Below are 23,310 nucleotides of genomic sequence, written 5' to 3'. Positions count from 1 at the left end.
GATGTAGCCTGACGGCGCTGCGAAAAGTAAACATAACAGGGCGCAGGCACACGCCCATCTTGTTAGCGAGTCACTTCCACTTTCGCCAGTTTTTCGTAGTAACACGCCAGAGCGCTATGGTCCGCGGTACCCAGACCATCCGCGCGCAGCGCCTGCATCATCTCCATTACCGCCGCCGTCAGCGGTAGCTGGGCGCCGACGCCGTGAGATGTATCCAGCGCATTGGTCAGATCTTTGATATGCAGATCGATGCGGAAACCCGGCTTGAAGTTGCGATCCATAACCATCGGCGCTTTAGCATCAAGCACGGTGCTGCCCGCCAGGCCGCCGCGAATCGCCTGATACACCAGGTCCGGGTTAACGCCGGCTTTGGTGGCCAGAGTTAACGCTTCCGACATGGCCGCGATGTTCAGCGCCACAATCACCTGGTTGGCCAATTTGGTGACGTTACCTGCGCCAATATCGCCGGTATGAACCACGGATCCCGCCATCGCTTTCATCAGGTCGTAGTATTTATCGAAAATCGCCTTGTCACCGCCAACCATCACCGACAGGGTACCATCGATCGCTTTAGGTTCGCCGCCGCTTACCGGCGCATCCAGCATATCGATGCCTTTGGCCTTCAACGCTTCGCTAATTTCACGGCTCGCCAGCGGCGCGATAGAGCTCATATCGATTACCACGGTGCCCGGTTTCGCACCTTCGATAATGCCGTTTTCCCCCAACGCAACGTCTTTCACGTGCGGAGAGTTTGGCAGCATGGTGATAATTACATCGCACTGCTCAGCAATGGATTTCGCTGTGCTCGCGGTTTCTGCGCCCGCGGCAATCACATCAGCAATGGCTTCAGGGTTACGGTCGGATACCACCAGCGAATAACCCGCCTTCAGCAAATTTTTGCTCATCGGCTTGCCCATGATGCCAAGACCAATAAAACCCACTTTGATAGTCATAATCTTCTCTCTTAATCCTGGTGATTATTATTTAAAAGAATCAGCAAGTTTCTGGGTTGCTGAACGGAAGACGCCTAAATCGCTACCGACGGCGACGAAGGTCGCGCCCCACTCCAGATAGCGACGCGCATCGGCTTCTACCGGTGCAAGAATGCCGCTCGGCTTACCTTGTTTCCTGGCGCTGGAGAAAATATGCTGGATAGCACGCTGAACCTCAGGATGGGCGGCATTGCCCAGATGGCCCAACGCCGCGGCAAGATCGCTCGGACCGACGAACAGGCCATCAACGCCATCGGTCGCAGCGATCGCGTCGACGTTGTCCACTCCGGTTTGACTCTCAATCTGCACCAGAATGGCGATGTTGTTATTAGACTGAGTGAAGTAGTCCGCTACGGTGCCGAACATATTGCCGCGATGAGAAACGGAGACCCCGCGGATCCCTTGCGGCGGATAGCGGGTTGATGCCACCGCCTGAGTCGCCTGTTCAGCGGTTTCGACAAACGGCACCAGGAAGTTGTAGAAACCGATGTCCAGCATACGCTTGATGATAATCGGTTCGTTGGTCGGCACGCGCACGACCGGCGCGCTGTGGCTGCCCTTCAGCGCCATTAATTGCGGGATAAGCGTGGTCACATCATTGGGCGCATGCTCCGCGTCGAGCACCAGCCAATCGAAACCAGCCAGCCCTAATACCTCGGTGCTAATCGGATTCGCCAGGGCGCACCAGCAGCCGATTTGTACCTGGTGGGCCGCCAACGCGGTTTTGAATTTGTTCGGGAAAATTGCGTTATCCATGATTTTTACCTTGGGTTAATCGTTGCTTACTGCTGTCATTCAATCCGTTTAATATCGTCAATCACAAATATAAACAGCAGAATTAAAAAGCGAACCGCTACCTATTTTCTCTTATCCAGGATCATTTAGATATTTTTCTGACACCGAATGTCCTTTATTATTTTTTAAGCGAGCTATTTATTCGCATATCGAACACCGCAAAACATGGCTCAGTATAATCATCCCACCGTTGCCAGACACTATGCACAATCACAATATAAACGCCTCAATAATCATTTTCGTTATGCAAATGCCAGAGAACGTGGGCGCTAATCCACACTTCTCAGGATTACCCATCTATGTGCAACGGTCGTCGAGGCAAGGAGTGACGTAGATCACAACCTAACGCTATAACTCCTGACATTCTTTATTTCATCATTTTGTTAAGCAGTAATTTAATTAACGAATTATTTTATTATTAGCACCGGTTTGGAGATCACTGGACAATGGCTGACATTGAAATTCGACAACAGTCACCGACGGCTTTTTATATAAAAGTACACCCTACAGATAATGTGGCGATTATTGTTAACGATCGCGGTTTAACCGCCGGAACGCGTTTTCCGGATGGCCTGACCCTCGTTGAACATATCCCGCAAGGCCATAAAGTCGCCCTTGTCGATATCCCTGCCCATGGTGAAATCATCCGCTACGGCGAAGTGATTGGCTTCGCCGTTCGCGATATACCAAAGGGAAGCTGGATTGATGAGTCGCTGGTCGAACTGCCAACCGCGCCGCCTCTCAATACCTTACCGCTGGCGACTAAAGTCCCCACGCCGCTGCCGCCGCTGGAAGGATACACCTTTGAAGGCTATCGCAATGCCGATGGCAGCGTGGGCACCAAAAATTTGCTGGGGATCAGCACCAGCGTGCACTGCGTCGCCGGCGTGGTGGATTATGTGGTCAAGATCATTGAACGCGACCTGCTGCCAAAATATCCCAACGTCGACGGCGTAGTGGGATTAAACCACCTCTACGGCTGCGGCGTGGCGATTAACGCCCCGGCGGCCATCGTGCCGATTCGCACCATCCACAATATCGCGCTGAACCCTAACTTTGGCGGCGAGGTAATGGTGATTGGCCTTGGCTGTGAAAAGCTGCAGCCGGAACGTCTGCTGCAGGGAACCGAAGACGTGCAGCCGATCGCCGTCGATAGCGCAAGCGTGGTGCGTTTGCAGGATGAACAGCATGTCGGTTTTAAATCGATGGTCGATGATATCCTGCAGGTTGCCGAGCGCCACCTGGCCAAACTCAATGCTCGTCAGCGTGAGACCTGCCCGGCTTCGGAATTAGTGGTGGGTATGCAGTGCGGCGGCAGTGACGCCTTCTCCGGCGTGACCGCCAACCCGGCGGTGGGTTATGCGTCCGACCTGCTGGTGCGCTGCGGCGCGACGGTGATGTTCTCGGAAGTCACCGAAGTGCGTGATGCTATCCATCTGTTAACCCCGCGCGCTATCAACGAAGAAGTTGGCAAACGACTGCTGGAAGAGATGGCCTGGTACGATAACTATCTGGAGTTGGGAAAAACCGACCGCAGCGCCAATCCGTCGCCGGGTAATAAGAAAGGCGGTCTGGCGAACGTGGTGGAAAAAGCGCTGGGTTCGATTGCCAAATCTGGCAAAAGCGCCATCGTCGAAGTCCTTTCTCCGGGTCAGCGCCCGACGAAACGCGGGCTTATCTATGCCGCGACGCCGGCCAGCGATTTTGTCTGCGGCACTCAACAGGTGGCTTCCGGCATTACCGTTCAGGTGTTCACCACCGGGCGCGGCACCCCTTACGGCCTGATGGCGGTGCCGGTGATTAAAATGGCGACCCGTACCGAGCTTGCCAACCGCTGGTACGACTTAATGGATATCAATGCCGGTACCATCGCGACCGGCGAAGAGACAATTGAGGAAGTCGGGCAGAAGCTGTTTGAGTTCATTCTTGACGTCGCCAGCGGGCGTAAGAAAACCTTCTCCGATCAATGGGGTCTGCATAACCAGCTGGCGGTATTTAACCCGGCGCCGGTGACGTGATCCCGAACAGAGCGCGTATCACCAGCCGGGTTATACAGAATATCCCGGCTGGGAAGAGAGTTATGATTTGACCAGGATAACTTCAATCCCACCCTTACGTAGCCCCTCGAGACTCTCTTGCGGGATCGCATCATCGACAATAATGGTATCAATACGCTGCGTATCGATAATCTTATGCAAACTGGAGCGATTGAATTTACTGGAATCTGTCACAACGATAATGCGCTCTGCGACCTCGCACATTTTACGGTTCAGGCGGGCTTCGTCCTCATTATGGGTGCTGATCCCGCGCTCCAGATCCATCGCATCCACCCCCAGAAAAAGCATATCAAAGTGGTAATTCTGCAGGGATTGCTCAGCCTGATCGCCATAAAAAGACTGCGACTGACGGCGTAGATGCCCTCCCGTCATCAGTAACTCCACCCCTTCTGCTTCTAACAACGCGTTGGCGACATTTATTCCATTGGTCATCGCGATGACATCCTGATGTTGTCTTAGCTGACGAGCGATTTCACAGGTAGTCGTGCCCGAGTCGAGAATAATACGGTGCCCCGGTTTTATCATTTCAACGGCGGCGCTGGCGATTTGGCGTTTGATGGCTGTATTCAGCGCGCTTTTGTCTTCCACTGACGGTTCGATGCCAGGTGTATGGCTATCGCAAATCAGCGCACCGCCATAAGCTCGCACCGCAATACCCTGCTTTTCCAGAAATGCCAGATCGTTGCGTATTGTGACCGTCGATACACCATACGCCTCCGCCAGGTCATTAACCTGAACGCTTCCCTGCTGTCGCAACCGCTGGATGATCTGCTCACGCCTTTCACTTGTCCCGGAAATGCGCTTTTCGGCAGATGACTCGCTGCTGTTCATAACTATATCCTTGGTTGAATCTTTCGTTTCATTTCGTTTTGACTATTAACGCCTTTCTTTTAGCAGAATGCAAGCGCTATCGGGTCAGGAAACAGAGGTTCTCACCGCGCTGAAAGCTTTCATTATGTTTCTTTTGTGAAACAGATCGGAAAACTATTATCTTTCGTTTTATTTTTAAAGCACGCTGAAGCACTATAAAGCGAAACAAAACGAAAGATTAAAATCGTCAACATCTGACCCGGAGAGGAAAGTGAAACATCTTACACAATTGGTGGTGCGACACAAACAGGGTGAGGCTAACGGGATCTACGCGGTGTGCTCCGCGCATCCGCTGGTGCTGCAATCCGCCATTCGGTTTGCTCAGGCAAACCACACGCCGCTGCTCGTTGAAGCGACTTCCAATCAGGTTGATCAGTTTGGCGGTTATACCGGTATGACCCCCGCCGATTTCTGCGGCTTTATCTATCATCTTGCCGATTCACTGGGTTTCCCCCGCGACGATCTCATCCTCGGCGGCGATCACCTGGGGCCAAACCGCTGGCAACATCTACCGGCAGCACAAGCCATGGCCCATGCCGACGACCTGATCAAAAGCTATGTCACCGCCGGATTTAAAAAAATCCACCTCGATTGCAGCATGTCCTGTAAAGACGATCCTATTCCCTTAACCGATGACATCGTTGCTGAACGCGCCGCAAGGTTGGCGAAAATAGCGGAAGAAAGCTGCATTGCCCGGGGAGGCGACTCCGATCTTGTCTACGTGATAGGCACTGAGGTTCCGGTTCCGGGCGGCGCGCATGAAACGTTAAACACATTGCAGGTCACGACCCCCAATGCCGCACGAGCGACTCTCGACGCACACAAAAGAGCCTTTGCCAGACAAGGGCTTGAAGATCTCTGGCCGCGAATTATTGCACTCGTAGTACAGCCTGGCGTTGAATTTGATCACACACAAGTTATTGATTATAAATCAAAAAACTCAAAACCTCTTAGCGCAATGGTAGAGGATTACGCCACGCTGCTCTTCGAGGCGCATTCCACGGATTATCAGACGCCGCATGCGCTACGCCAACTGGTGGTCGATCATTTTGCGATTTTGAAAGTCGGCCCGGCGTTGACTTTCGCGTTACGTGAAGCGCTGTTCGCTTTAGCAGCGATTGAAGAAGAAATCGTGCCGGCAAAAGCCTGTTCAGGGCTACGCCAGGTACTGGAAAACGTCATGCTCGATCGCCCGGAATACTGGCAAAGCCACTACCACGGCGATGGCCACGCGCAGCGGTTAGCACGCGGCTACAGCTATTCCGATCGCGTTCGCTACTACTGGCCGGACAGCCAGATAGACACCGCTTTAGCGCATCTGGTGCGCAATCTGGCCGATGAGGCCATTCCGCTTCCGCTCATTAGCCAGTATCTGCCTTTACAGTATGTAAAAGTTCGCGAGGGGGCGCTCAGCGCTACGCCGCATGAACTCATCATTAGCCACGTCCAGGACATATTGCAGCAATACCATGACGCCTGTCAGGGCATGACATCTCATAACGGATAACAACGAAGAGGAAACGGCGATGCCAAATATTGTTTTAAGTCGTATTGATGAACGCTTAATCCACGGCCAGGTTGGCGTGCAGTGGGTCGGGTTTGCAGGCGCGAATCTGGTTCTGGTTGCCAATGACGAGGTAGCTGAAGACCCTGTGCAACAGAATTTAATGGAAATGGTATTGGCAGAGGGAATTGCCGTGCGCTTCTGGTCGCTGCAGAAAGTCATCGACAACATTCATCGCGCCGCCGATCGGCAAAAAATATTGCTGGTATGTAAATCGCCCGCCGATTTTCTGACGCTGGTTTCCGGCGGGGTGCCGGTATCGCGCATCAACGTCGGCAATATGCACTACGCCGACGGGAAACGACAAATTGCCAAAACCGTCTCTGTCGACGGCAATGATATTGCTGCCTTTAACGGTCTGAAATCCGCCGGCGTTGAGTGCTTCATTCAAGGAGTTCCGACAGAACCGGCAATGGATCTTTATAAACTGCTCTAAGGGGCTCGCCATGGAAATTTCGCTTTTTCAAGCCATTGCATTGGGTATCCTTGCCTTTATCGCCGGCCTGGATATGTTCAACGGATTAACCCATATGCATCGTCCGGTGGTGCTTGGCCCTCTGGTGGGTCTGATCCTCGGCGATCTTCATACCGGTATATTAACCGGCGGCACGCTGGAGCTGGTGTGGATGGGGCTGGCGCCGCTGGCCGGCGCGCAACCTCCAAACGTGATTATTGGGACCATCGTCGGTACCACCTTTGCCATTACCACCGGCGTTAAACCCGATGTCGCCGTCGGCGTTGCGGTTCCCTTCGCCGTCGCGGTTCAGATGGGGATAACATTCCTTTTCTCGGTAATGTCCGGTGTTATGTCGCGCTGCGATCGCATGGCGGCAAATGCCGATACCCGCGGCATTGAGCGCGTGAATTACCTGGCGTTGCTGGCGTTAGGCGCTTTTTATTTTCTCTGTGCCTTTCTGCCCATCTACTTTGGCGCAGAGCACGCCAAAACCGCGATCGATGTACTCCCTGAGCGCTTGATCGATGGTTTGGGCGTCGCGGGCGGCATCATGCCAGCAATCGGTTTTGCCGTACTGCTCAAAATCATGATGAAAAATGTCTACATCCCCTATTTCATCATCGGGTTCGTTGCTGCGGCCTGGCTCAAGCTCCCCGTGCTAGCCATTGCCGCCGCCGCGCTGGCTATGGCGCTTATCGACCTGCTACGTAAATCTCCCGAACCGACTCAATCTGCGGCGCCTAAAGAGGAATTCGAAGATGGCATCTAATCAACATACGCTGCCCAATGTGGCAGAAAGTGAAACAACGTTACTCACAGGCGTCAACGAAAACGTTTATGAAGATCAAAGCATTGGGGCCGACCTGACGCGAAAAGACATTAACCGGGTGGCCTGGCGCTCGATGCTTTTACAGGCATCATTTAACTATGAACGTATGCAAGCTTCCGGCTGGTTATATGGACTGCTGCCGGCATTGAAGAAAATCCACACCAATCCGCGCGATCTGGCGCGGGCGATGAAAGGACATATGGGGTTTTTTAACACTCATCCTTTCCTCGTGACCTTTGTCATCGGCATCATCCTGGCGATGGAGCGCTCGAAGCAGGATGTTAACAGCATCCAGAACACCAAAATCGCCGTTGGCGCGCCGCTCGGCGGTATCGGCGATGCCATGTTCTGGCTAACGTTACTGCCGATTTGCGGCGGCATTGGCGCCAGCCTGGCGCTTCAGGGTTCGATTCTCGGGGCCGTCGTTTTTATCGTCCTGTTTAATGTGGTCCATCTCGGCCTGCGTTTCGGCCTGGCGCATTACGCTTACCGGATGGGGGTTGCGGCGATCCCGCTCATCAAAGCCAATACCAAAAAAGTCGGTCATGCCGCCTCCATCGTCGGGATGACGGTGATTGGCGCGCTGGTAGCGACCTATGTTCGTCTAAGCACCACGCTTGAAATCACTGCCGGCGACGCCGTGGTTAAACTGCAAACCGATGTCATCGATAAGCTGATGCCCGCCTTTTTACCGCTGGTTTATACCCTGGCGATGTACTGGCTGGTACGCCGCGGCTGGAGCCCTCTCCGTCTTATCGGCATCACGGTCGCGCTGGGTATCGTAGGTAAATTCTGTCACTTCCTGTAACGCTAAGAGGTTTTCGATGTTAGGAATCATTTTGACCGGGCATGGCGGGTTTGCCAGCGGCATGGAAAAGGCAATGAAACAGATTCTGGGCGAACAGTCGCAATTCATTGCGATAGATTTCCCTGAATCATCCACCACCGCCCTGCTAACCGCACAGCTGGAACAGGCGGTCAATGAACTGGACGGCGAAGAAGACATTGTTTTTCTGACTGACTTACTCGGCGGCACGCCGTTTCGCATCGCCTCCACGCTGGCGATGCAAAAACGCGGCCGGGAAGTGATTACCGGCACTAACCTGCAGCTATTGTTGGAGATGGTGCTGGAACGCGAAGGATTAACCAGCGAAGCCTTTCGTCTTCAGGCGCTGGAATGCGGTCACCGCGGGTTAACGTGTCTGGTCGACGAACTGGGACGCTGTCGGGAAGATCATGCTGTTGAGGAAGGCATATGAGCCGCATACTGCGCGCCAGGCGCTTACTCACAGAGCAAGGATGGCTTGATGACCATCAGCTACGGATTGAAAATGACGTTATCGTGGCGCTGGAGCCGATTCCCGCGGGTGTCCTCACTCGCGATGCCGAGCTGCTGTGTCCTGCTTATATCGATATTCATGTCCACGGCGGCGCAGGCGTAGATGTCATGGATGACGCGCCGGATACGTTAGATCTGCTGGCGAAACACAAAGCGCGTGAGGGGGTCGCCAGCTGGTTGCCGACCACCGTCACCGCGCCGTTAGCGGCAATCCATGCGGCGCTGGAACGTATTGCGCGGCGCGTTCACGCAGGCGGTCCAGGGGCGCAAATTCTTGGCAGCTATCTTGAAGGCCCTTACTTTACGCCGCCGCACAAAGGCGCCCATCCGGAACAGTGGTTCAGGGAACTGAATCTTGCCGAATTCGATCGGTTGATTGCGGTTTCTCGCGAGACGCTACGCGTCGTCGCCCTTGCCCCGGAAAAAGAGGGGGCGCTACAGGCAATCCGTCATCTTAAACGGCAAGGCGTGCGGGTCATGTTGGGCCATAGCGCGGCAACCTGGCAACAAACCTGTGCCGCCTTTGATGCCGGCGCGGATGGCCTGGTACATTGCTACAACGGTATGAGTGGATTGCATCATCGCGAACCAGGAATGGTCGGCGCAGGATTAACCGATAACCGCGCCTGGCTTGAACTCATTGCCGACGGCCATCATGTACATCCCGCGGCAATGCAGCTATGTTGCCGTTGCGCCGGAGATCGCATCATACTGATAACCGACGCGATGCAGGCGGCGGGTATGCCTGACGGCAATTACACCCTATGTGGCGAAACAGTAGAAATGCGTGATGGTATCGTCCGTACGCTAAATGGAAGTCTGGCGGGAAGTACCCTTTCACTCGATTCCGCCGTGCGTGCCGTCAGTTCATTACCCGGTATGACGGCTGAACAGGCTATTCATATGGCTTCTCTTCACCCGGCGCGGCTATTAGGGCTGGATCGACAATTAGGATCGTTACAACCGGGAAAAATGGCCGACATCATTGCAGTAGATAACGAACTGCGACTGGAAAATATCTGGATCCGCGGTGAAACGTTTTCGCTTTAAGCCCACTTCTCTCCTCAGGTCTGCAGCCTGCCTGCAGACCTTTCTTTTCCTTTCTTTTTGGATTCGCAATCGGTTCAAATAAAAACCATATTATTTCAATTTGTTATGTAAAAAATAATCCCAGAGCGCGGCTATTTTCGTTTTATTGTCAATCATATTATTGAGCTTTCGATTTCTTTCATGTAAATTTTAATACATTAAAAGCAAGTCAAAGTGAAACGAAACGAAAGAACTGCATTAGCCCACACCGAAAGCGGAAATCATCACCATAAGGATTGCGTTATGTCAGAAAGATATACCCCCGCGCCATCAACCACTGGTACCTGGACCGAAGAAGAGATCCGCCAGCAACCAGGCAGTTGGATACAATCTTTAAAGAATATCGATCGTTTGCGATCGGAGATTGATGGTTTTCTCACGCCGTTGCTACGAAAAAACGATCTCCGTATCGTCCTGACCGGCGCCGGCACTTCTGCATTTATCGGCGAGATAATCGCGCCCTGGCTGTCCCGCCATAGTGGTAAAAACTTTAGCGCCGTTCCAACCACCGACCTTGTAACCAACCCGATGGATTATCTGGATCCCGCACATCCACTACTGCTGGTTTCGTTTGCCCGTTCAGGCAATAGCCCGGAGAGCGTGGCCGCAGTGGAACTAGCGAACCAGTTTGTTACAGAGTGTTATCACCTACCCATTACCTGCAACGAAGCAGGCAGCCTGTATCAAACCGCGCTGGATAGCGACAATGCTCTGCCGCTGTTGATGCCGCCAGAAACCCACGATCGCGGCTTTGCGATGACCAGTAGTATTACCACGATGATGGCCAGTTGCCTTGCAGTGTTCGCCCCCAACCTCATTAATAGCCAGACATTCAGCGATGTCGCTGACTGCTGCCAGACGATTCTTAACTCGTTGAGCGATATTAACGCTGGGGTTTTCGGCAACGGAGCGTGGAAACGGATCGTTTACCTCGGTAGCGGCGGGTTGCAGGGCGCCGCGCGCGAATCCGCCCTGAAAGTGCTTGAGCTCACGGCAGGTAAGCTGGCCGCGTTTTATGACTCGCCTACCGGCTTCCGTCACGGGCCTAAGTCACTGGTGAATAACGAAACGCTGGTGGTGATGTTTGTCTCCAACCATCACTATACCCGCCAGTACGATCTGGATCTTCTCGCTGAGTTGCGTCGCGATCGCCAGGCTATGCGGATAGTAGCCATCGCCGCAGGTTCCGATCCTGTTATTGAAGCAGGCCCGCATATCATTCTCCCGCCATCACGACACTTCAACGATGTCGAACTGGCATTCAGCTTCCTGATGTACGCCCAGATTTTCGCGCTTAACCAATCCCTCGCCGTGGGCAACACCCCGGATACGCCTTCCGCCAGCGGTACCGTAAACCGCGTCGTACAAGGTGTCGTTATTCATCCCTGGCAGGCTTAAAAGGAGCGCGCCATGAGCATTATTTCCACCAAATATCTTCTGCAGGATGCCCAGAGTAAAGGTTATGCGGTTCCTGCATTTAACATTCATAACGCCGAGACGATCCAAGCGATCCTGGAAGCATGCAGTGAAATGCGATCGCCGGTGATCCTTGCCGGCACGCCGGGAACCTTTAAGCATATCGCGCTGGAGGAAATTTACGCGCTCTGCCATGCCTACTCCGCCACCTACGCGATGCCAATTGCGCTACATCTCGACCATCATGAGTCGCTGGCGGATATTCGTCGTAAGGTCAATGCCGGGGTCCGCAGCGCAATGATTGATGGCAGCCATTTTCCGTTTGATGAGAATGTGAAGCTGGTGAAATCGGTCGTCGATTTTTGCCACGCGCTGGATTGTAGCGTCGAGGCGGAATTGGGACGGCTTGGCGGAATGGAGGACGATCTTAACGTTGACGCGGAAAGCGCCTTTCTCACCGACCCGCAAGAGGCTAAACGCTTTGTCGAATTGACCGGTATCGACAGTCTCGCCGTGGCGATCGGTACCGCTCATGGGCTATATCAAAAAACGCCTAAGATTGATTTCCAACGGCTGGCGGAAATCAGGGAAGTGGTCGATATCCCTCTGGTGCTGCATGGCGCAAGCGATGTACCGGATGACTACGTCCGTCGTGCTATCACGTTGGGAATTTGCAAGGTCAATGTCGCCACAGAACTCAAAATCGCCTTCGCCGCCGCGGTGAAAAAATGGTTTGCTGACAATCCGCAAGGTAACGACCCACGTTATTACATGCGTGTCGGCATGGATGCGATGAAAGAAGTTGTAAAAAGTAAAATTAGCGTGTGCGGTTCCGCTAACCGACTATTACAGGCCGCAGAAGCTTGAACACCATACAATGACAAAACGTTAGCCCGAGACGGCTAACGTTATTAACCTCTGATATAACGACAGCAAGGATCTTTCTAATGAAAAAAGTGCTCACTGTTTCGTTACTGGCCCTACTGGTTTCGCAAAGCGCGGCGGCCGCTGAATACACATTAAATAACGCATCGATGGCGCTTTCATTTAACGATGCGAACTCAGCAACGATGGTAAAAGATGAAAAATCGGCCCATCAACTTTCACCGCAAGAACTGTTTTTTCTCACGCTACCAGATGAAACCATCATCCACACCGCTGATTTTAAAGTAAAGAATGTCGAGAAAAATAGCGACTCTATTATTATCGATTATACCCGCCCCGATTTTAACGTCACGGTAAAGATGAACCTGATAAAGGGAAACTACGCGAGTATTGATTACACCATCGCGGCGGTAGGTCAATCGCGAGACGTGGCAAAAATAACTTTTTTCCCGACTAAAAAACAATCGCAAGCACCGTATGTCGATGGCGCAATCAATAGTTCACCGATTGTGGCTGATACCTTTTTTATATTGCCCGATAAACCTATCGTAAATACCTGGGCATATGAGGCGACCACGAATCTGAATGTAGAATTAAAAACAGCCATCGACCCCGCCGCACCACTCAGCTATACGACCTACTTCGGCACTTTTCCGGAAACCAATCAACTTCGTCGCAGCGTGAATATCTTTATTGATGCCGTGCGTCCACGCCCCTATAAACCCTATCTACACTATAACAGCTGGATGGATATTGGTTTCTTTACCACCTATAGCGAACAGGATGTGCTAAGCCGGATGGATGAATGGAATAAAGAGTTTATTTCCGGTCGCGGCGTCACATTAGATGCCTTTCTTCTGGATGACGGTTGGGACGATCGTACCGGCAGATGGCTCTTTGGCCCCGCCTTCAGCCAGGGATTCAGCAAAGTACGAGAAAAAGCGGCCAGCATGCATAGTTCTGTAGGGCTGTGGCTTTCCCCTTGGGGAGGTTATAACAAGCCCAGAGATATTCGCGTCTCCCACGCCAAAGAGTATGGCTTTGAAACGGTCGATGGCAAATTCGCGCTATCCGGACCGCACTATTTCAACAACTTCAATCAACAAATTATTAAGCTGATTAAAGACGAGCATATTACCTCTTTTAAGCTTGATGGTATGGGCAACGCAAATTCGCATATTGCGGGTAGTCAGTTTGCTTCCGATTTTGATGCATCTATCGCTTTATTGCATAACATGCGCAGCGCCAATCCTAATCAATTTATTAATTTAACCACCGGGACCAACGCCAGTCCTTCCTGGCTCTTTTATGCTGACGCTATCTGGCGCCAGGGAGACGATATCAATCTTTATGGCCCTGGAACGCCAGTACAGCAATGGATGACCTATCGGGATGCCGAGACTTATCGCTCAATTGTGCGTAAAGGACCGCTCTTCCCGCTTAACTCACTGATGTATCATGGTATTGTCAGTGCTGAAAATGCCTATTACGGGCTGGAAAAACCGCAAACCGATGGCGATTTCGCCGATCAGGTCTGGAGCTATTTCGCGACGGGTACGCAATTACAGGAGCTATACATCACACCATCGATGCTTAACAAAGCGAAGTGGGATACCCTGGCGCAGGCGGCAAAATGGTCGAGGGCAAATGCGGATGTGCTGGTGGATACCCATTGGGTCGGCGGCGATCCTACCGCGCTGGAAGTTTACGGCTGGGCTTCATGGAAGAAAGATAAGGCGATATTAGGCCTACGTAACCCATCAGATAAACCGCAACAGTATTTCCTGGATCTCGCAAAAGCGTTCGAGATACCGCAGGGAGAGACATCGCGGTTTACGTTAAAAAGCGTTTACGGTAGTAACACGACCTTCCCAGCTGATTACCAGCAAGCGGTTATTGTTACGCTACAACCCTTACAAACGCTGGTTTTCGAAGCGACGCCGGTAAAATAGTCAGCCGCGCCCGGTTAACCCCGGGCGCAGTGGTTATCCCTGCTGCTCCAGCGCGTATTTATACAGCGCGTTCTTCTTCACGCCGTGGATTTCCGCGGCCAGCGCGGCGGCTTTCTTCAACGGCAGTTCCGCCTGTAGCAGCGCCAGAGTCCGCAGCGCGGCTGCCGGCAGCGCCTCTTCCTGGGCCTTAAAACCTTCGACGATCAGCACCATCTCGCCTTTGCGGCGATTTTCGTCTTCCTTCACCCACGCCACCAGCTCGCCAATCGGCGCGCCGTGGATAGACTCCCAGGTTTTGGTCAGCTCGCGTGCCAACACTACGTAACGGGATTCGCCCAGAACCGCGCAGATATCCTCCAGGCTCTCCACCAGACGGTGCGTTGACTCATAAAAGATAATAGTGCGCGGCTCTTCTTCCAGCGCCTTCAGGGTATCGCGGCGGCCTTTCGATTTCGCCGGCAGGAAACCTTCATAGCAGAAACGATCGGACGGCAAACCGGCGGCGCTCAGAGCGGCAATCGCTGCACAAGGGCCCGGTAGCGGCACGACGCGAATATTGGCTTCACGGCAGGTACGCACCAGATGGTAGCCGGGATCGTTAATCAGCGGCGTGCCGGCATCGGACACCAGCGCGATGTTTTGCCCCTCTTTTAATTTCGCTAAAAGTGTTTCGGCCTTTTGCTGCTCGTTATGGTCGTGAAGGGCAAATAAACGGGCGTTAATCGCAAAATGCTGCAGCAGCAAACCGGTATGGCGGGTATCCTCCGCAGCAATTAAATCAACAGCTTGCAACACTTCCAGTGCGCGCTGCGTGATATCAGACAGATTCCCTATCGGAGTGGGCACAATGTACAGTTGCCCCTGAGAATTATCCGCTGATTCGTGTTGTTTCATTGTCTCGTCCGTATTGCCGATTTAATATTGAGCATTGAGCCAAAAAAATATCACTGGATACATATGGTACCGTCAACATTTCTTCGTTCTAAGCCCGCGCGCTGTCTGCCCGTATTGCTGGCTACTCTTCTTTTTGCTGGCTGCGGCACCCACACGCAGGATCAAAGCACGGCGTTTATGCAGGGTACGTCGCAGGCCAACTCCAGTTTCTACCTACAGCAGATGCAGCAAAGCACGAATGATAGCAAGACCAACTGGCAATTACTCGCCATTCGTGCACTGCTGCAGGAAGGTAAGAAGCAGCAGGCTATCGACCTGTACAACCAACTGCCGTCGAACCTGAACAGCACGCAGGCCCGCGAACAGTCGCTGCTGGCGGTGGAAGTCAAACTGGCGCAAGGCGATTACCAGGGCGCGAAGGCATTGCTGAGCAAACTCGATCCTCTCAGTTTTGAGAAAAATCAGCAGCCGCGCTACTGGCAGGCGCAAATTGACGCCAGCCAGGGACAGCCGTCTCTGGCATTGCTGCGTGCGCTGATTGCCCAGCAGCCCCTGCTAAACCAGACGAAGCAAAAACAACAAAACATCGACGCCACATGGAAAGCGCTAACGGCGATGACCCCACAGCAGGCCAACGCGCTGGTAATCAATGCCGACGAAAACGTGCTGCAGGGCTGGCTCGATCTGCAGCGGATGTGGTTCGACAACCGCAACGATCCGGCAATGCTGAAAGCGGGCGTCAAAGACTGGCAAATCCGTTATCCGCAGAACCCGGGGGCGCAGATGCTGCCCACTGCGCTGGTGAATATGCAAAACTATAAACCGGCCTCGACCAATAAAATCGCCCTGCTGCTGCCTCTGAACGGCCAGGCGGCGATTTTCGGCCGCACTATCCAGCAGGGTTTTGAAGCGGCGAAGAATGGCGCCCCAGCGGTCCAGGGCAGCGCAGTGCCGGCGCAGGTCGCCCAGGCGGCGAATGTTGCCGGCAATAACGATGTGGTGAGCCCTTCGCAGGCGGAAGTCGGCGATCTCACCGCCACCGGCAGCCAGGCCGCGCCGGTGCAGGCGACAGCGGAGACGCAGGCCGCGCCTGCCGCAAAACCAGCAGCCGCTCCGCTATCCGCCCCAGTTACCGCAACGCCGGCAGCACAACCGGTAGCACAACCGGTGAGCGCGCCAGCCGCGCAGCCGCAGCCCGCGGTGGCGACCACCGCCAATCCTGCCGCTGAACTGAAGATTTACGATACCACCAGCCAGCCGATGAGCCAGCTGCTGGCGCAGGTACAGCAGGACGGCGCCACCCTCGTGGTCGGCCCGCTGCTGAAAGAAAACGTCGAAGAGGTGATGAAAAGCAACACCTCGCTGAACGTGCTCGCCCTTAATCAGCCGGGCAAAGTCGAGAACCGTCCGAATCTGTGCTACTTCGCGCTCTCCCCGGAAGATGAAGCCCGCGACGCGGCGCGTCATATTCACGATCAGGGCAAGCAAACGCCGTTACTACTGGTGCCGCGCGGCGCGCTTGGTGACCGCGTGGTCAGCGCGTTCGCCGACGAGTGGCTGAAACTGGGCGGCGGTACGGTGCTGCAGCAACGTCTGGGATCGACGGCGGAGCTGAAATCCGGCGTCAACGGTGGCGGCATCTCGCTGACCGGCAGCCCGGTATCGACGCTGCCGTCATCTGTGGATAGCTCGCTCGGCAGCCCAGGCGACGTTCCGGTCAGCAGCGGCGGCAGCATCGATGCCGCCTATATCGTCGCTACCCCGGAACAAATTGGCTATATCAAGCCGCTGATCGCCATGCGCAACGGCAGCCAGAGCAACGTCACCCTGTACGCCAGCTCCCGCAGCGCCCAGGGCACCTCCGGCCCGGATTTCCGTCTGGAGATGGAAGGCCTGCAATATAGCGAAATCCCGATGCTGGCTGGCAGTAACCCGGCGCTGATGCAGCAGGCGCTCTCCGCCGTGCGTAACGACTACTCGCTGGCGCGTCTGTATGCGATGGGCGCCGACGCCTGGTCGCTGGCGAATCATTTCGCGCAAATGCGCCAGAGCCCAGGTTACGAGCTGAACGGCAATACGGGCGATCTGACGGCCACGCCGGACTGCGTGATCAACAGGAAGTTATCATGGCTCAAGTACCAACAGGGACAAATCGTCGCAGCCAACTAAGCAAACAGACCGGCGACGCCTGGGAAAGCCAGGCGCGTCGGTGGTTAGAACGGCATGGACTGCGTTTTATCGCCGCCAACGCCCGCGAGCGCGGCGGCGAGATCGATCTTATTATGCGCGACGGCGCGGTTATCGTGTTCGTCGAAGTGCGCTACCGGCGCAGCGCCAGCTACGGCGATGCCGCCGCCAGCGTCACGCCGCAAAAGCAACAACGTCTTCTCAAGGCTGCTCGTCTGTGGCTCTCCCGGCAGAATGGGAGTTTTGATACTGTGGATTGCCGTTTCGATGTGGTAGCCTTCACCGGCAACGACATCCAATGGCTGAAAAACGCCTTTGGCGAATAGCGTATTATCAGATTTAAGGGATCCCGTGCTCGACAGAATTAAAGCCTGCTTTACCGAAAGCATTCAAACCCAAATCGCCGCCGCGGAAGCGCTCCCGGACGCCATCTCGCGCGCGGCTATGACGCTCGTTCAGTCGCTGCTTAACGGCAACAAAATCCTCTGTTGTGGTAATGGCACCTCCGCCGCCAACGCACAGCATTTTGCTGCCAGCATGATCAATCGTTTCGAAACAGAGCGCCCTGGTTTACCCGCCATTGCACTAAATACCGATAATGTGGTCTTAACCGCAATCGCCAACGATCGCCTGCATGATGAAATCTACGCTAAACAGGTGCGCGCGCTGGGTCACGCCGGCGACGTACTGTTGGCGATTTCTACGCGCGGCAATAGCCGGGATATCGTGAAAGCCGTGGAAGCGGCGGTCACCCGCGATATGACTATCGTGGCGTTAACCGGTTACGACGGCGGCGAGCTGGCTGGCCTGTTAGGTCAGCAGGACGTTGAAATCCGCATTCCTTCGCACCGCAGCGCGCGGATCCAGGAAATGCACATGCTTACCGTCAATTGTCTGTGCGATTTGATTGATAACACGCTTTTTCCACACCAGGACGAATAAGGAGAACACATGAAGGCTCTCTCGCCCCTCGCCATCCTGCTTTCTGCGCTACTGCTACAGGGCTGCGTCGCCGCAGCGGTAGTCGGTACGGCAGCCGTCGGCACCAAAGCGGCAACGGACCCGCGTACGGTGGGTACGCAGGTTGATGACAGCACCCTGGAGCTACGCGTTAACAGCGCCTTAGGGAAAGATGAACAGATTAAGAAAGAAGCGCGTATTAACGTCACCGCTTATCAGGGTAAGGTCCTGCTGACCGGCCAGTCGCCGACCGCCGATCTCTCCTCTCGCGCCAAACAAATCGCGATGGGAGTTGAAGGGACTACCGAAGTCTTCAATGAAGTGCGTCAAGGCCAGCCGATTGGCTTAGGCACCGCGTCGTCGGATACCTGGATCACCACCAAAGTTCGTTCCCAACTGCTGGGCAGCGATCAGGTGAAGTCTTCCAACGTGAAAGTGACGACCGAAAACAGCGAAGTGTTCCTGATGGGCCTGGTCACCGACCGTGAAGGCCGCGCGGCGGCAGATATCGCCAGCCGGGTAAGCGGCGTGAGCCGCGTCACCACCGCCTTTACCTATCTTAAATAAACGTGATCTAACCCGGCTGGCGCTTCGCTAAGCCGGGCTACCAAATAGCATTATGCTGTAGCCCCGCGCCACCGGGATTTTGAGGCCCGCAACACCGGCAGTATAAATTAAAGGCAGGCCGCACTGACCGTAGGCCGGGTAAGGCGCAGCCGCCACCCGGCACAAAATCCGGAACGGGTCCGCAGCCCCGCTCCGGATAAATTACACCAGCGCCAGCGCGCCGACGATCGCCCCGCACAACGCCACCAGCCCGCCGGTTAGCCACAGCGCTTTAGCCGGAAACGCCTTACGCAACATAACCAGCGACGGTACGCTCACCGCAGGCAAGGTAATCAGCAGCGCCAGCGCCGGCGCGGTGCCCATTCCAGCCAGCATCATCGTCTGCACAATCGGGATTTCCGCCGCCGTCGGGATAACGAACAGGCAACCGGCTATCGCCATTGCGATCACCCAGAACAGCGTGTTATCGACCGCGCCCTCGGCGTGCGGGAACAACCAGACCCGCGCCGCGCCCAGCACCAGCACCGCGAGGATGTAAACCGGGATCGTACTCCAGAACAGCGACCACAGCGCGCGCAGCCAGCGGTTGATAAAACTGCCCTCATCATTCTTCAGTTGGCTAACGTCTTCTGCCGCTACCGGCTGCGTCGCCGCCTCTTTTACCCATTTTTGTACCAGCGTCGCCACCACCAGCACCGTCGCCAGCCCGGCCACCAGCCGGATCAGAGCAAACTGCCAGCCAAGCACGAAACCCATAAAAACCAGCGTCGCCGGGTTCAGCAGCGGGTTGCCCATCCAGAACGCCAGCGCCCCGCCCATCGACACCTGCTGTTTACGCATTCCGGCGGCAACCGGCGCGGCGCAGCAGGTACACATCATCCCCGGTAGCGAAAAAATCGCTCCCAGCAGCGTGCCCTGAAAACGAGATTGCCCAAGCGTGCGCAGCAGCCAGTCGCGGGGGATCAGCACCTGAATAAGCGAACCGAGCAGCACGCCGAGCGCCGCCGCTTTCCAGACCGCGAGGAAGTAAACCATCGCGTAATCCCATGCCGCCTGCAGCGGGTTTACATCAGCCTGGGCGAGAATAGATTTACCGATACTGTGGGTTTCCGCGGCCGTAAAGGCTTTACCGTAATACGGCTGCCATTTGACGTACCACAGGCCAACGATAACGACGAGAAAGAACAGCGCGGGTTTCCACCATTGAAATGGTGATGCCGCCTGAGATGAAGACTGACCAGCCATAGCATTCCCCAGGGAGAAGAGATAATAAATAAGGAGGTGAATACTACGCCTGCCGTCCAAATTTGAAAATGATTAATCCGCCTGCCTGGCGGCGCGTTCCCGTAGCTGAGACGAGGTCAGGATCTGGACACCTTCATGGCTCGGCGCCAGCGCCTCGGCCAGCAGGGCCGTCGCCACATCGCGGGCCTGAATAGCTTTCCAGTCTCCAGGCAGAAAACGAAATAGCGGTGCAAAGAGCGTTTCATTGGCGCGTTTATGCTCCCGATCGCCCAGTAACATCGAAGGACGGGCAATGGTCAGTCGCGGCCACTCCTGCGCAATCAGCGCCTCTTCCATTTCTCCTTTCACGCGGTTATAGAAGAAGGGCGAATGCGAATTGGCGCCCATCGCGCTGACCACCAGCATATGTTGCGCCCCGAGGCGCTTCCCGACCAGCGCCGTATCCACCACCAGCGTATAGTCAGCATGCACAAACGCTTCTTTACTCCCCGCTTCCCGTCGCGTGGTGCCCAGGCAGCAGAATACGATATCGACAGGATCAACCACCTGCGCCAGTGCATCGGTCAACTGCGGATCGTGTGGATTGAATATCCCCTCCGCCGGAGCAAGCGGACGGCGCGTTGGCGCAGCAATCGCGCTAATACGCGGCTCACTCTGTAGCAGACGAAGTAAGTGCCCACCAACTAAGCCAGTCGCGCCGGTTAATAATACCTGACTCATCAAATCTCCTTTGCAGAATTGTCTGCCTTGCACTTTGCCCCACATGTTCCAGGCTTAATAGCTTACGAGGTAAGTATCCACCATCATCATGGAAATGCCTCATTCACTGCCAAAAGATCGGAGGAAGAATGAGTAAAAAGATTGCCGTACTAATCACCGACGACTTCGAAGATTCTGAATTCACCTCACCTGCCGAGGCTTTTAAACTTGCCGGGCATCAGGTCGTGACAATTGAGAAGCAGGCAGGAAAAACGGTAAAAGGGAAGCAAGGCGAGGCTGAAGTGGCGATCGACAAAGCGATTGATGACGTGACGCCGGCGCAGTTTGACGCCCTGTTGCTGCCTGGCGGCTATTCACCGGACCAGTTGCGGGGTGATGAGCGCTTCGTCACTTTTACTCGCGACTTCGTGAATAGCGGTAAACCGGTCTTTGCCATTTGTCACGGCCCGCAGTTACTCATCAGCGCAGACGTCATTCGCGGGCGTAAGCTCACGGCGGTTAAACCCATCGTGGTCGACGTGAAAAACGCCGGCGGTGAGTTTTACGATCAGGAAGTGGTGCTTGATAACGATCAGTTAGTCACCAGCAGAACCCCGGACGATCTTCCGGCGTTCAATCGCGAGGCGCTACGCCTGCTCGGGGCTTGAGTCGCGCAGCCAATATAGCTTTTTGCCAAAACCCAGCGTGTTGTCGGTAAATTTAAGCTCGTCGGGACGGATCTCCCACACCGGCGCCGACAACATGCGGGCGACCGGAAAGCGTTTAACGTAGCGTTTGCGCATCTCAGCCTCTTCGTCACCGTGAAGGCGGCGGATCTCCCCCTTAAACTGCACGCCGCGGATTAAGGCAACGGTCTTTGGCTGGCCGTTGACCGTCCCGGCGACCTTCGCGCGTTCGCCGGTCATCTGGCCGTGACGGTTTTTTTCGTCGCTCAGCAGATAAAAAACGACGTTATCCGGGTCGTAAACGTAAAACGCATTGGCGCACCACAGCTCGTCATCACGTGCGACGCACCAGGTGATGACGTGTTGTTTACCCAGCCAGCGGCTAATCGCGGCAAGCGTATCCATCTTTATTCTCCATTATGCTATGGTGCACACACCCTAACAGACTGACGTTATTACCGTGTGCTGGTTTCTCTATCTTATTCGAACCGCTGATAACCGCCTGTATACCGGCATTACCACCGATGTTCCGCGCCGCTTTCTTCAGCATCAGGAAGGCAAAGGAGCGAAAGCGCTGCGCGGCAAAGGCGAACTGGCGCTGGCGTTTAGTCAGAAAGTTGGTGACCACTCACTCGCTCTGCGGCTGGAGTATCGCATCAAGCAGCTAACGAAGCGCCAGAAAGAGCGCCTCGTTGCCGGGGATGGTTCGTTCGAGACCCTGCTGGAGGGGCTCAGAAGCGATTGAAATGATCGCTGTACTCGACCAGACCGTGTACGCCCTGCAGCGCGTCATCCGCCAGACGGTGCACCTGGAAGGCTTCCGCGGTGTCCGGCCAGCGGCAGCGTAAATCGAACGCGGCGGCGGGTTCAAAGCCTAAACGGCCATACAGCGCCGGTTCGCCCAGCGTAACCACCGCGGCGTAGCCAAATTCATTTAATGAATCCAGCCCTTCGTAGACCAGCTGTCGGCCAATACCCTGGCCGCGATAGCTTTCATCTACCGCCAATGGCGCCAGACCTACCCACTGCAGCTCTTCGCCTTCGACGGTGACCGGGCTAAAGGCAACGTAGCCCACCACCTGGCCTTCATCGTCAGTGGCGACTAAGCCCAGCGTGATCAAACCATCTTCACGCAGATCGTGCACCAGCTTCGCTTCCGCGTCGCTGCCGAACGTACGGCGCAGCAGCGCGTCGATACCCGGCGCATCAATCCCAATTTCCACTCGAATCAGCATGCCTCACCTACCGATGTCTGTTCAGGTTTCTGCGGGCTCTTCAGGCCTGCTTCGACAAAATCCGCCATCTGCAGCAGCATGACCCGCAGTGCTTTCGGCATCTGCTCCAGCTCGATGGCATCCATCAGGTTCTTCACGTATAGACCCAGCTCAGTATCACCTTCAATCACCAGACGACGCTGGAAGAATAGCGTATCCGGATCCTGTTTACGCGCGGCAATCATCAGCAGATCGCTGGCATCGGCGCTAAAGCTGACGTCGGCGTCAGCCTGCTGGCTGACCACCAGGCGACCATCGACTACCGAGGTATACCACAGCAGGCCAATATCGCGCACATTAATACTTAACCAGCGACCTTCGAGAAACTCCAGTTCTCCATCCGCCAGCGCCTGGCGAAATTGCCAGCTCAATACTTGTTCCAGCACCTGGCGCTTGAGGGCAAAAGGCGCCAGCTTAACCGGCACGCTCATTAAAGACGGGCCAAAACGGACCAGCCGGGAACGCAGTTCATCCAACACAAGCTTCACTCCATGCATGCAATAGTTTCGCTATTGTGCCATATCAAATAAACGACATAGCGGCGTAAATCAAC

At 54.8% G+C, this 23,310-nt stretch carries 25 protein-coding genes; 16 read left to right on the top strand and 9 right to left on the bottom strand.

All coding sequences use genetic code 11. The annotated features are described in order from the left end of the window. Nucleotides 1-62 precede the first annotated feature (62 nt). Nucleotides 63-953, bottom strand: a complete 891-nt coding sequence (gene garR, locus PGR23_RS22625) for a 2-hydroxy-3-oxopropionate reductase (RefSeq protein WP_396279367.1) — start codon at nucleotides 951-953, stop codon at nucleotides 63-65. Nucleotides 954-980: 27 nt separating this feature from the next. Beyond that, nucleotides 981-1,748 (bottom strand): 2-dehydro-3-deoxyglucarate aldolase, encoded by a 768-nt coding sequence (garL, locus tag PGR23_RS22620; RefSeq protein WP_396279366.1) that lies wholly within the window; start codon nucleotides 1,746-1,748, stop codon nucleotides 981-983. A 485-nt stretch (nucleotides 1,749-2,233) separates the two neighbouring features. Here garL and garD point away from each other — a divergent pair, with 485 nt between their 5' ends. Beyond that, nucleotides 2,234-3,805 (top strand): galactarate dehydratase, encoded by a 1,572-nt coding sequence (gene garD, locus PGR23_RS22615; RefSeq protein ID WP_047044783.1) that lies wholly within the window; start codon nucleotides 2,234-2,236, stop codon nucleotides 3,803-3,805. A gap of 60 nt (nucleotides 3,806-3,865) precedes the next feature. On the opposite strand, the gene PGR23_RS22610 is transcribed toward garD, so the two are convergent. Further along, nucleotides 3,866-4,675, bottom strand: coding sequence for a DeoR family transcriptional regulator (locus tag PGR23_RS22610; protein WP_045394916.1), 810 nt, complete (start codon nucleotides 4,673-4,675; stop codon nucleotides 3,866-3,868). 250 nt (nucleotides 4,676-4,925) lie between these two features. Here PGR23_RS22610 and kbaZ point away from each other — a divergent pair, with 250 nt between their 5' ends. The 9 genes from kbaZ to PGR23_RS22565 all read left to right on the top strand — a co-directional run bounded on the left by kbaZ (nucleotide 4,926) and on the right by PGR23_RS22565 (nucleotide 14,245). Continuing rightward, complete coding sequence (kbaZ, locus tag PGR23_RS22605) at nucleotides 4,926-6,221, top strand: tagatose-bisphosphate aldolase subunit KbaZ (protein WP_045394917.1); 1,296 nt, start codon at nucleotides 4,926-4,928, stop codon at nucleotides 6,219-6,221. Between the two features lie 19 nt (nucleotides 6,222-6,240). Further along, entirely contained in the window at nucleotides 6,241-6,714 is a 474-nt protein-coding gene (agaV, locus tag PGR23_RS22600; protein ID WP_015369555.1) for a PTS N-acetylgalactosamine transporter subunit IIB, read from the top strand. Between the two features lie 10 nt (nucleotides 6,715-6,724). Continuing rightward, nucleotides 6,725-7,504, top strand: coding sequence for a PTS N-acetylgalactosamine transporter subunit IIC (gene agaW / locus PGR23_RS22595; RefSeq protein WP_045394918.1), 780 nt, complete (start codon nucleotides 6,725-6,727; stop codon nucleotides 7,502-7,504). Further along, nucleotides 7,494-8,372 carry a PTS N-acetylgalactosamine transporter subunit IID gene (gene agaE / locus PGR23_RS22590; protein WP_045394919.1) on the top strand — a complete coding sequence of 293 codons (879 nt, stop codon included), beginning with the start codon at nucleotides 7,494-7,496 and terminating at the stop codon, nucleotides 8,370-8,372. Before agaW ends, agaE begins: the two co-directional genes overlap by 11 nt. 16 nt (nucleotides 8,373-8,388) lie before the next feature. Further along, nucleotides 8,389-8,823, top strand: coding sequence for a PTS galactosamine/N-acetylgalactosamine transporter subunit IIA (agaF, locus tag PGR23_RS22585; RefSeq protein WP_045394920.1), 435 nt, complete (start codon nucleotides 8,389-8,391; stop codon nucleotides 8,821-8,823). Continuing rightward, nucleotides 8,820-9,953: an N-acetylglucosamine-6-phosphate deacetylase gene (nagA, locus tag PGR23_RS22580; protein ID WP_396279365.1), complete on the top strand. Its 1,134-nt coding sequence runs from the start codon at nucleotides 8,820-8,822 to the stop codon at nucleotides 9,951-9,953. The genes agaF and nagA overlap by 4 nt, the downstream gene beginning before the upstream one ends. Nucleotides 9,954-10,235: 282 nt before the next feature. Continuing rightward, a complete protein-coding gene (locus PGR23_RS22575) occupies nucleotides 10,236-11,390 on the top strand; it encodes an SIS domain-containing protein (RefSeq protein ID WP_045394922.1) in 1,155 nt (384 codons plus the stop codon). A gap of 12 nt (nucleotides 11,391-11,402) precedes the next feature. Continuing rightward, complete coding sequence (kbaY, locus tag PGR23_RS22570) at nucleotides 11,403-12,275, top strand: tagatose-bisphosphate aldolase subunit KbaY (RefSeq protein ID WP_045394923.1); 873 nt, start codon at nucleotides 11,403-11,405, stop codon at nucleotides 12,273-12,275. A gap of 80 nt (nucleotides 12,276-12,355) precedes the next feature. Continuing rightward, nucleotides 12,356-14,245, top strand: coding sequence for an enterotoxin (locus PGR23_RS22565; RefSeq protein WP_047077794.1), 1,890 nt, complete (start codon nucleotides 12,356-12,358; stop codon nucleotides 14,243-14,245). Between the two features lie 33 nt (nucleotides 14,246-14,278). On the opposite strand, the gene rsmI is transcribed toward PGR23_RS22565, so the two are convergent. Further along, a complete protein-coding gene (gene rsmI, locus PGR23_RS22560; RefSeq protein ID WP_045394926.1) occupies nucleotides 14,279-15,139 on the bottom strand; it encodes a 16S rRNA (cytidine(1402)-2'-O)-methyltransferase in 861 nt (286 codons plus the stop codon). A 63-nt stretch (nucleotides 15,140-15,202) separates the two neighbouring features. Here rsmI and PGR23_RS22555 point away from each other — a divergent pair, with 63 nt between their 5' ends. Genes PGR23_RS22555 through dolP form a run of 4 tightly spaced genes read left to right on the top strand, consistent with a single transcriptional unit; the run spans nucleotide 15,203 to nucleotide 18,853 of the window. After that, nucleotides 15,203-17,308 (top strand): penicillin-binding protein activator, encoded by a 2,106-nt coding sequence (locus PGR23_RS22555; protein WP_047077793.1) that lies wholly within the window; start codon nucleotides 15,203-15,205, stop codon nucleotides 17,306-17,308. Then, a complete protein-coding gene (locus PGR23_RS22550) occupies nucleotides 17,266-17,652 on the top strand; it encodes a YraN family protein (RefSeq protein WP_045394928.1) in 387 nt (128 codons plus the stop codon). The genes PGR23_RS22555 and PGR23_RS22550 overlap by 43 nt, the downstream gene beginning before the upstream one ends. Nucleotides 17,653-17,677: 25 nt before the next feature. After that, on the top strand, nucleotides 17,678-18,268 hold the full coding sequence (gene diaA / locus PGR23_RS22545; protein ID WP_015369544.1) for a DnaA initiator-associating protein DiaA: 591 nt from the start codon (nucleotides 17,678-17,680) through the stop codon (nucleotides 18,266-18,268). Between the two features lie 9 nt (nucleotides 18,269-18,277). After that, entirely contained in the window at nucleotides 18,278-18,853 is a 576-nt protein-coding gene (dolP, locus tag PGR23_RS22540) for a division/outer membrane stress-associated lipid-binding lipoprotein (RefSeq protein ID WP_045394929.1), read from the top strand. A 201-nt stretch (nucleotides 18,854-19,054) separates the two neighbouring features. On the opposite strand, the gene PGR23_RS22535 is transcribed toward dolP, so the two are convergent. Together PGR23_RS22535 and PGR23_RS22530 are read right to left on the bottom strand one after the other, a co-directional pair. Continuing rightward, nucleotides 19,055-20,098, bottom strand: coding sequence for a permease (locus PGR23_RS22535; protein ID WP_045394930.1), 1,044 nt, complete (start codon nucleotides 20,096-20,098; stop codon nucleotides 19,055-19,057). Between the two features lie 72 nt (nucleotides 20,099-20,170). Next, nucleotides 20,171-20,818 carry an NAD(P)H-binding protein gene (locus PGR23_RS22530; RefSeq protein WP_045394931.1) on the bottom strand — a complete coding sequence of 216 codons (648 nt, stop codon included), beginning with the start codon at nucleotides 20,816-20,818 and terminating at the stop codon, nucleotides 20,171-20,173. Between the two features lie 128 nt (nucleotides 20,819-20,946). On the opposite strand from PGR23_RS22530, the gene PGR23_RS22525 reads away from it, so the two are divergent. Beyond that, a complete protein-coding gene (locus tag PGR23_RS22525) occupies nucleotides 20,947-21,465 on the top strand; it encodes a type 1 glutamine amidotransferase domain-containing protein (RefSeq protein ID WP_015703592.1) in 519 nt (172 codons plus the stop codon). Here PGR23_RS22525 and PGR23_RS22520 read toward each other — a convergent pair. Continuing rightward, nucleotides 21,445-21,888: a YhbP family protein gene (locus tag PGR23_RS22520; RefSeq protein ID WP_396279364.1), complete on the bottom strand. Its 444-nt coding sequence runs from the start codon at nucleotides 21,886-21,888 to the stop codon at nucleotides 21,445-21,447. The genes PGR23_RS22525 and PGR23_RS22520 overlap by 21 nt on opposite strands. A 49-nt stretch (nucleotides 21,889-21,937) precedes the next feature. Here PGR23_RS22520 and PGR23_RS22515 point away from each other — a divergent pair, with 49 nt between their 5' ends. Next, nucleotides 21,938-22,228: a GIY-YIG nuclease family protein gene (locus PGR23_RS22515; RefSeq protein ID WP_026612209.1), complete on the top strand. Its 291-nt coding sequence runs from the start codon at nucleotides 21,938-21,940 to the stop codon at nucleotides 22,226-22,228. Here the strand turns inward: PGR23_RS22515 and PGR23_RS22510 are convergent. Together PGR23_RS22510 and ubiT are read right to left on the bottom strand one after the other, a co-directional pair. Further along, on the bottom strand, nucleotides 22,215-22,718 hold the full coding sequence (locus PGR23_RS22510) for a GNAT family N-acetyltransferase (RefSeq protein ID WP_015703593.1): 504 nt from the start codon (nucleotides 22,716-22,718) through the stop codon (nucleotides 22,215-22,217). The two genes, PGR23_RS22515 and PGR23_RS22510, sit on opposite strands and share 14 nt — an antisense overlap. Continuing rightward, nucleotides 22,712-23,236 (bottom strand): ubiquinone anaerobic biosynthesis accessory factor UbiT, encoded by a 525-nt coding sequence (gene ubiT, locus PGR23_RS22505; protein ID WP_015369536.1) that lies wholly within the window; start codon nucleotides 23,234-23,236, stop codon nucleotides 22,712-22,714. The genes PGR23_RS22510 and ubiT overlap by 7 nt, the downstream gene beginning before the upstream one ends. Nucleotides 23,237-23,310: the final 74 nt, after the last annotated feature.

It is taken from the genome of Klebsiella sp. 141162 (genome assembly GCF_050600755.1).
Classification (GTDB): Bacteria; Pseudomonadota; Gammaproteobacteria; order Enterobacterales; family Enterobacteriaceae; genus Klebsiella; species Klebsiella aerogenes.
Note: the sequence above shows the minus strand (reverse complement) of the source record. Positions and strands in the feature narration are given on the sequence as shown.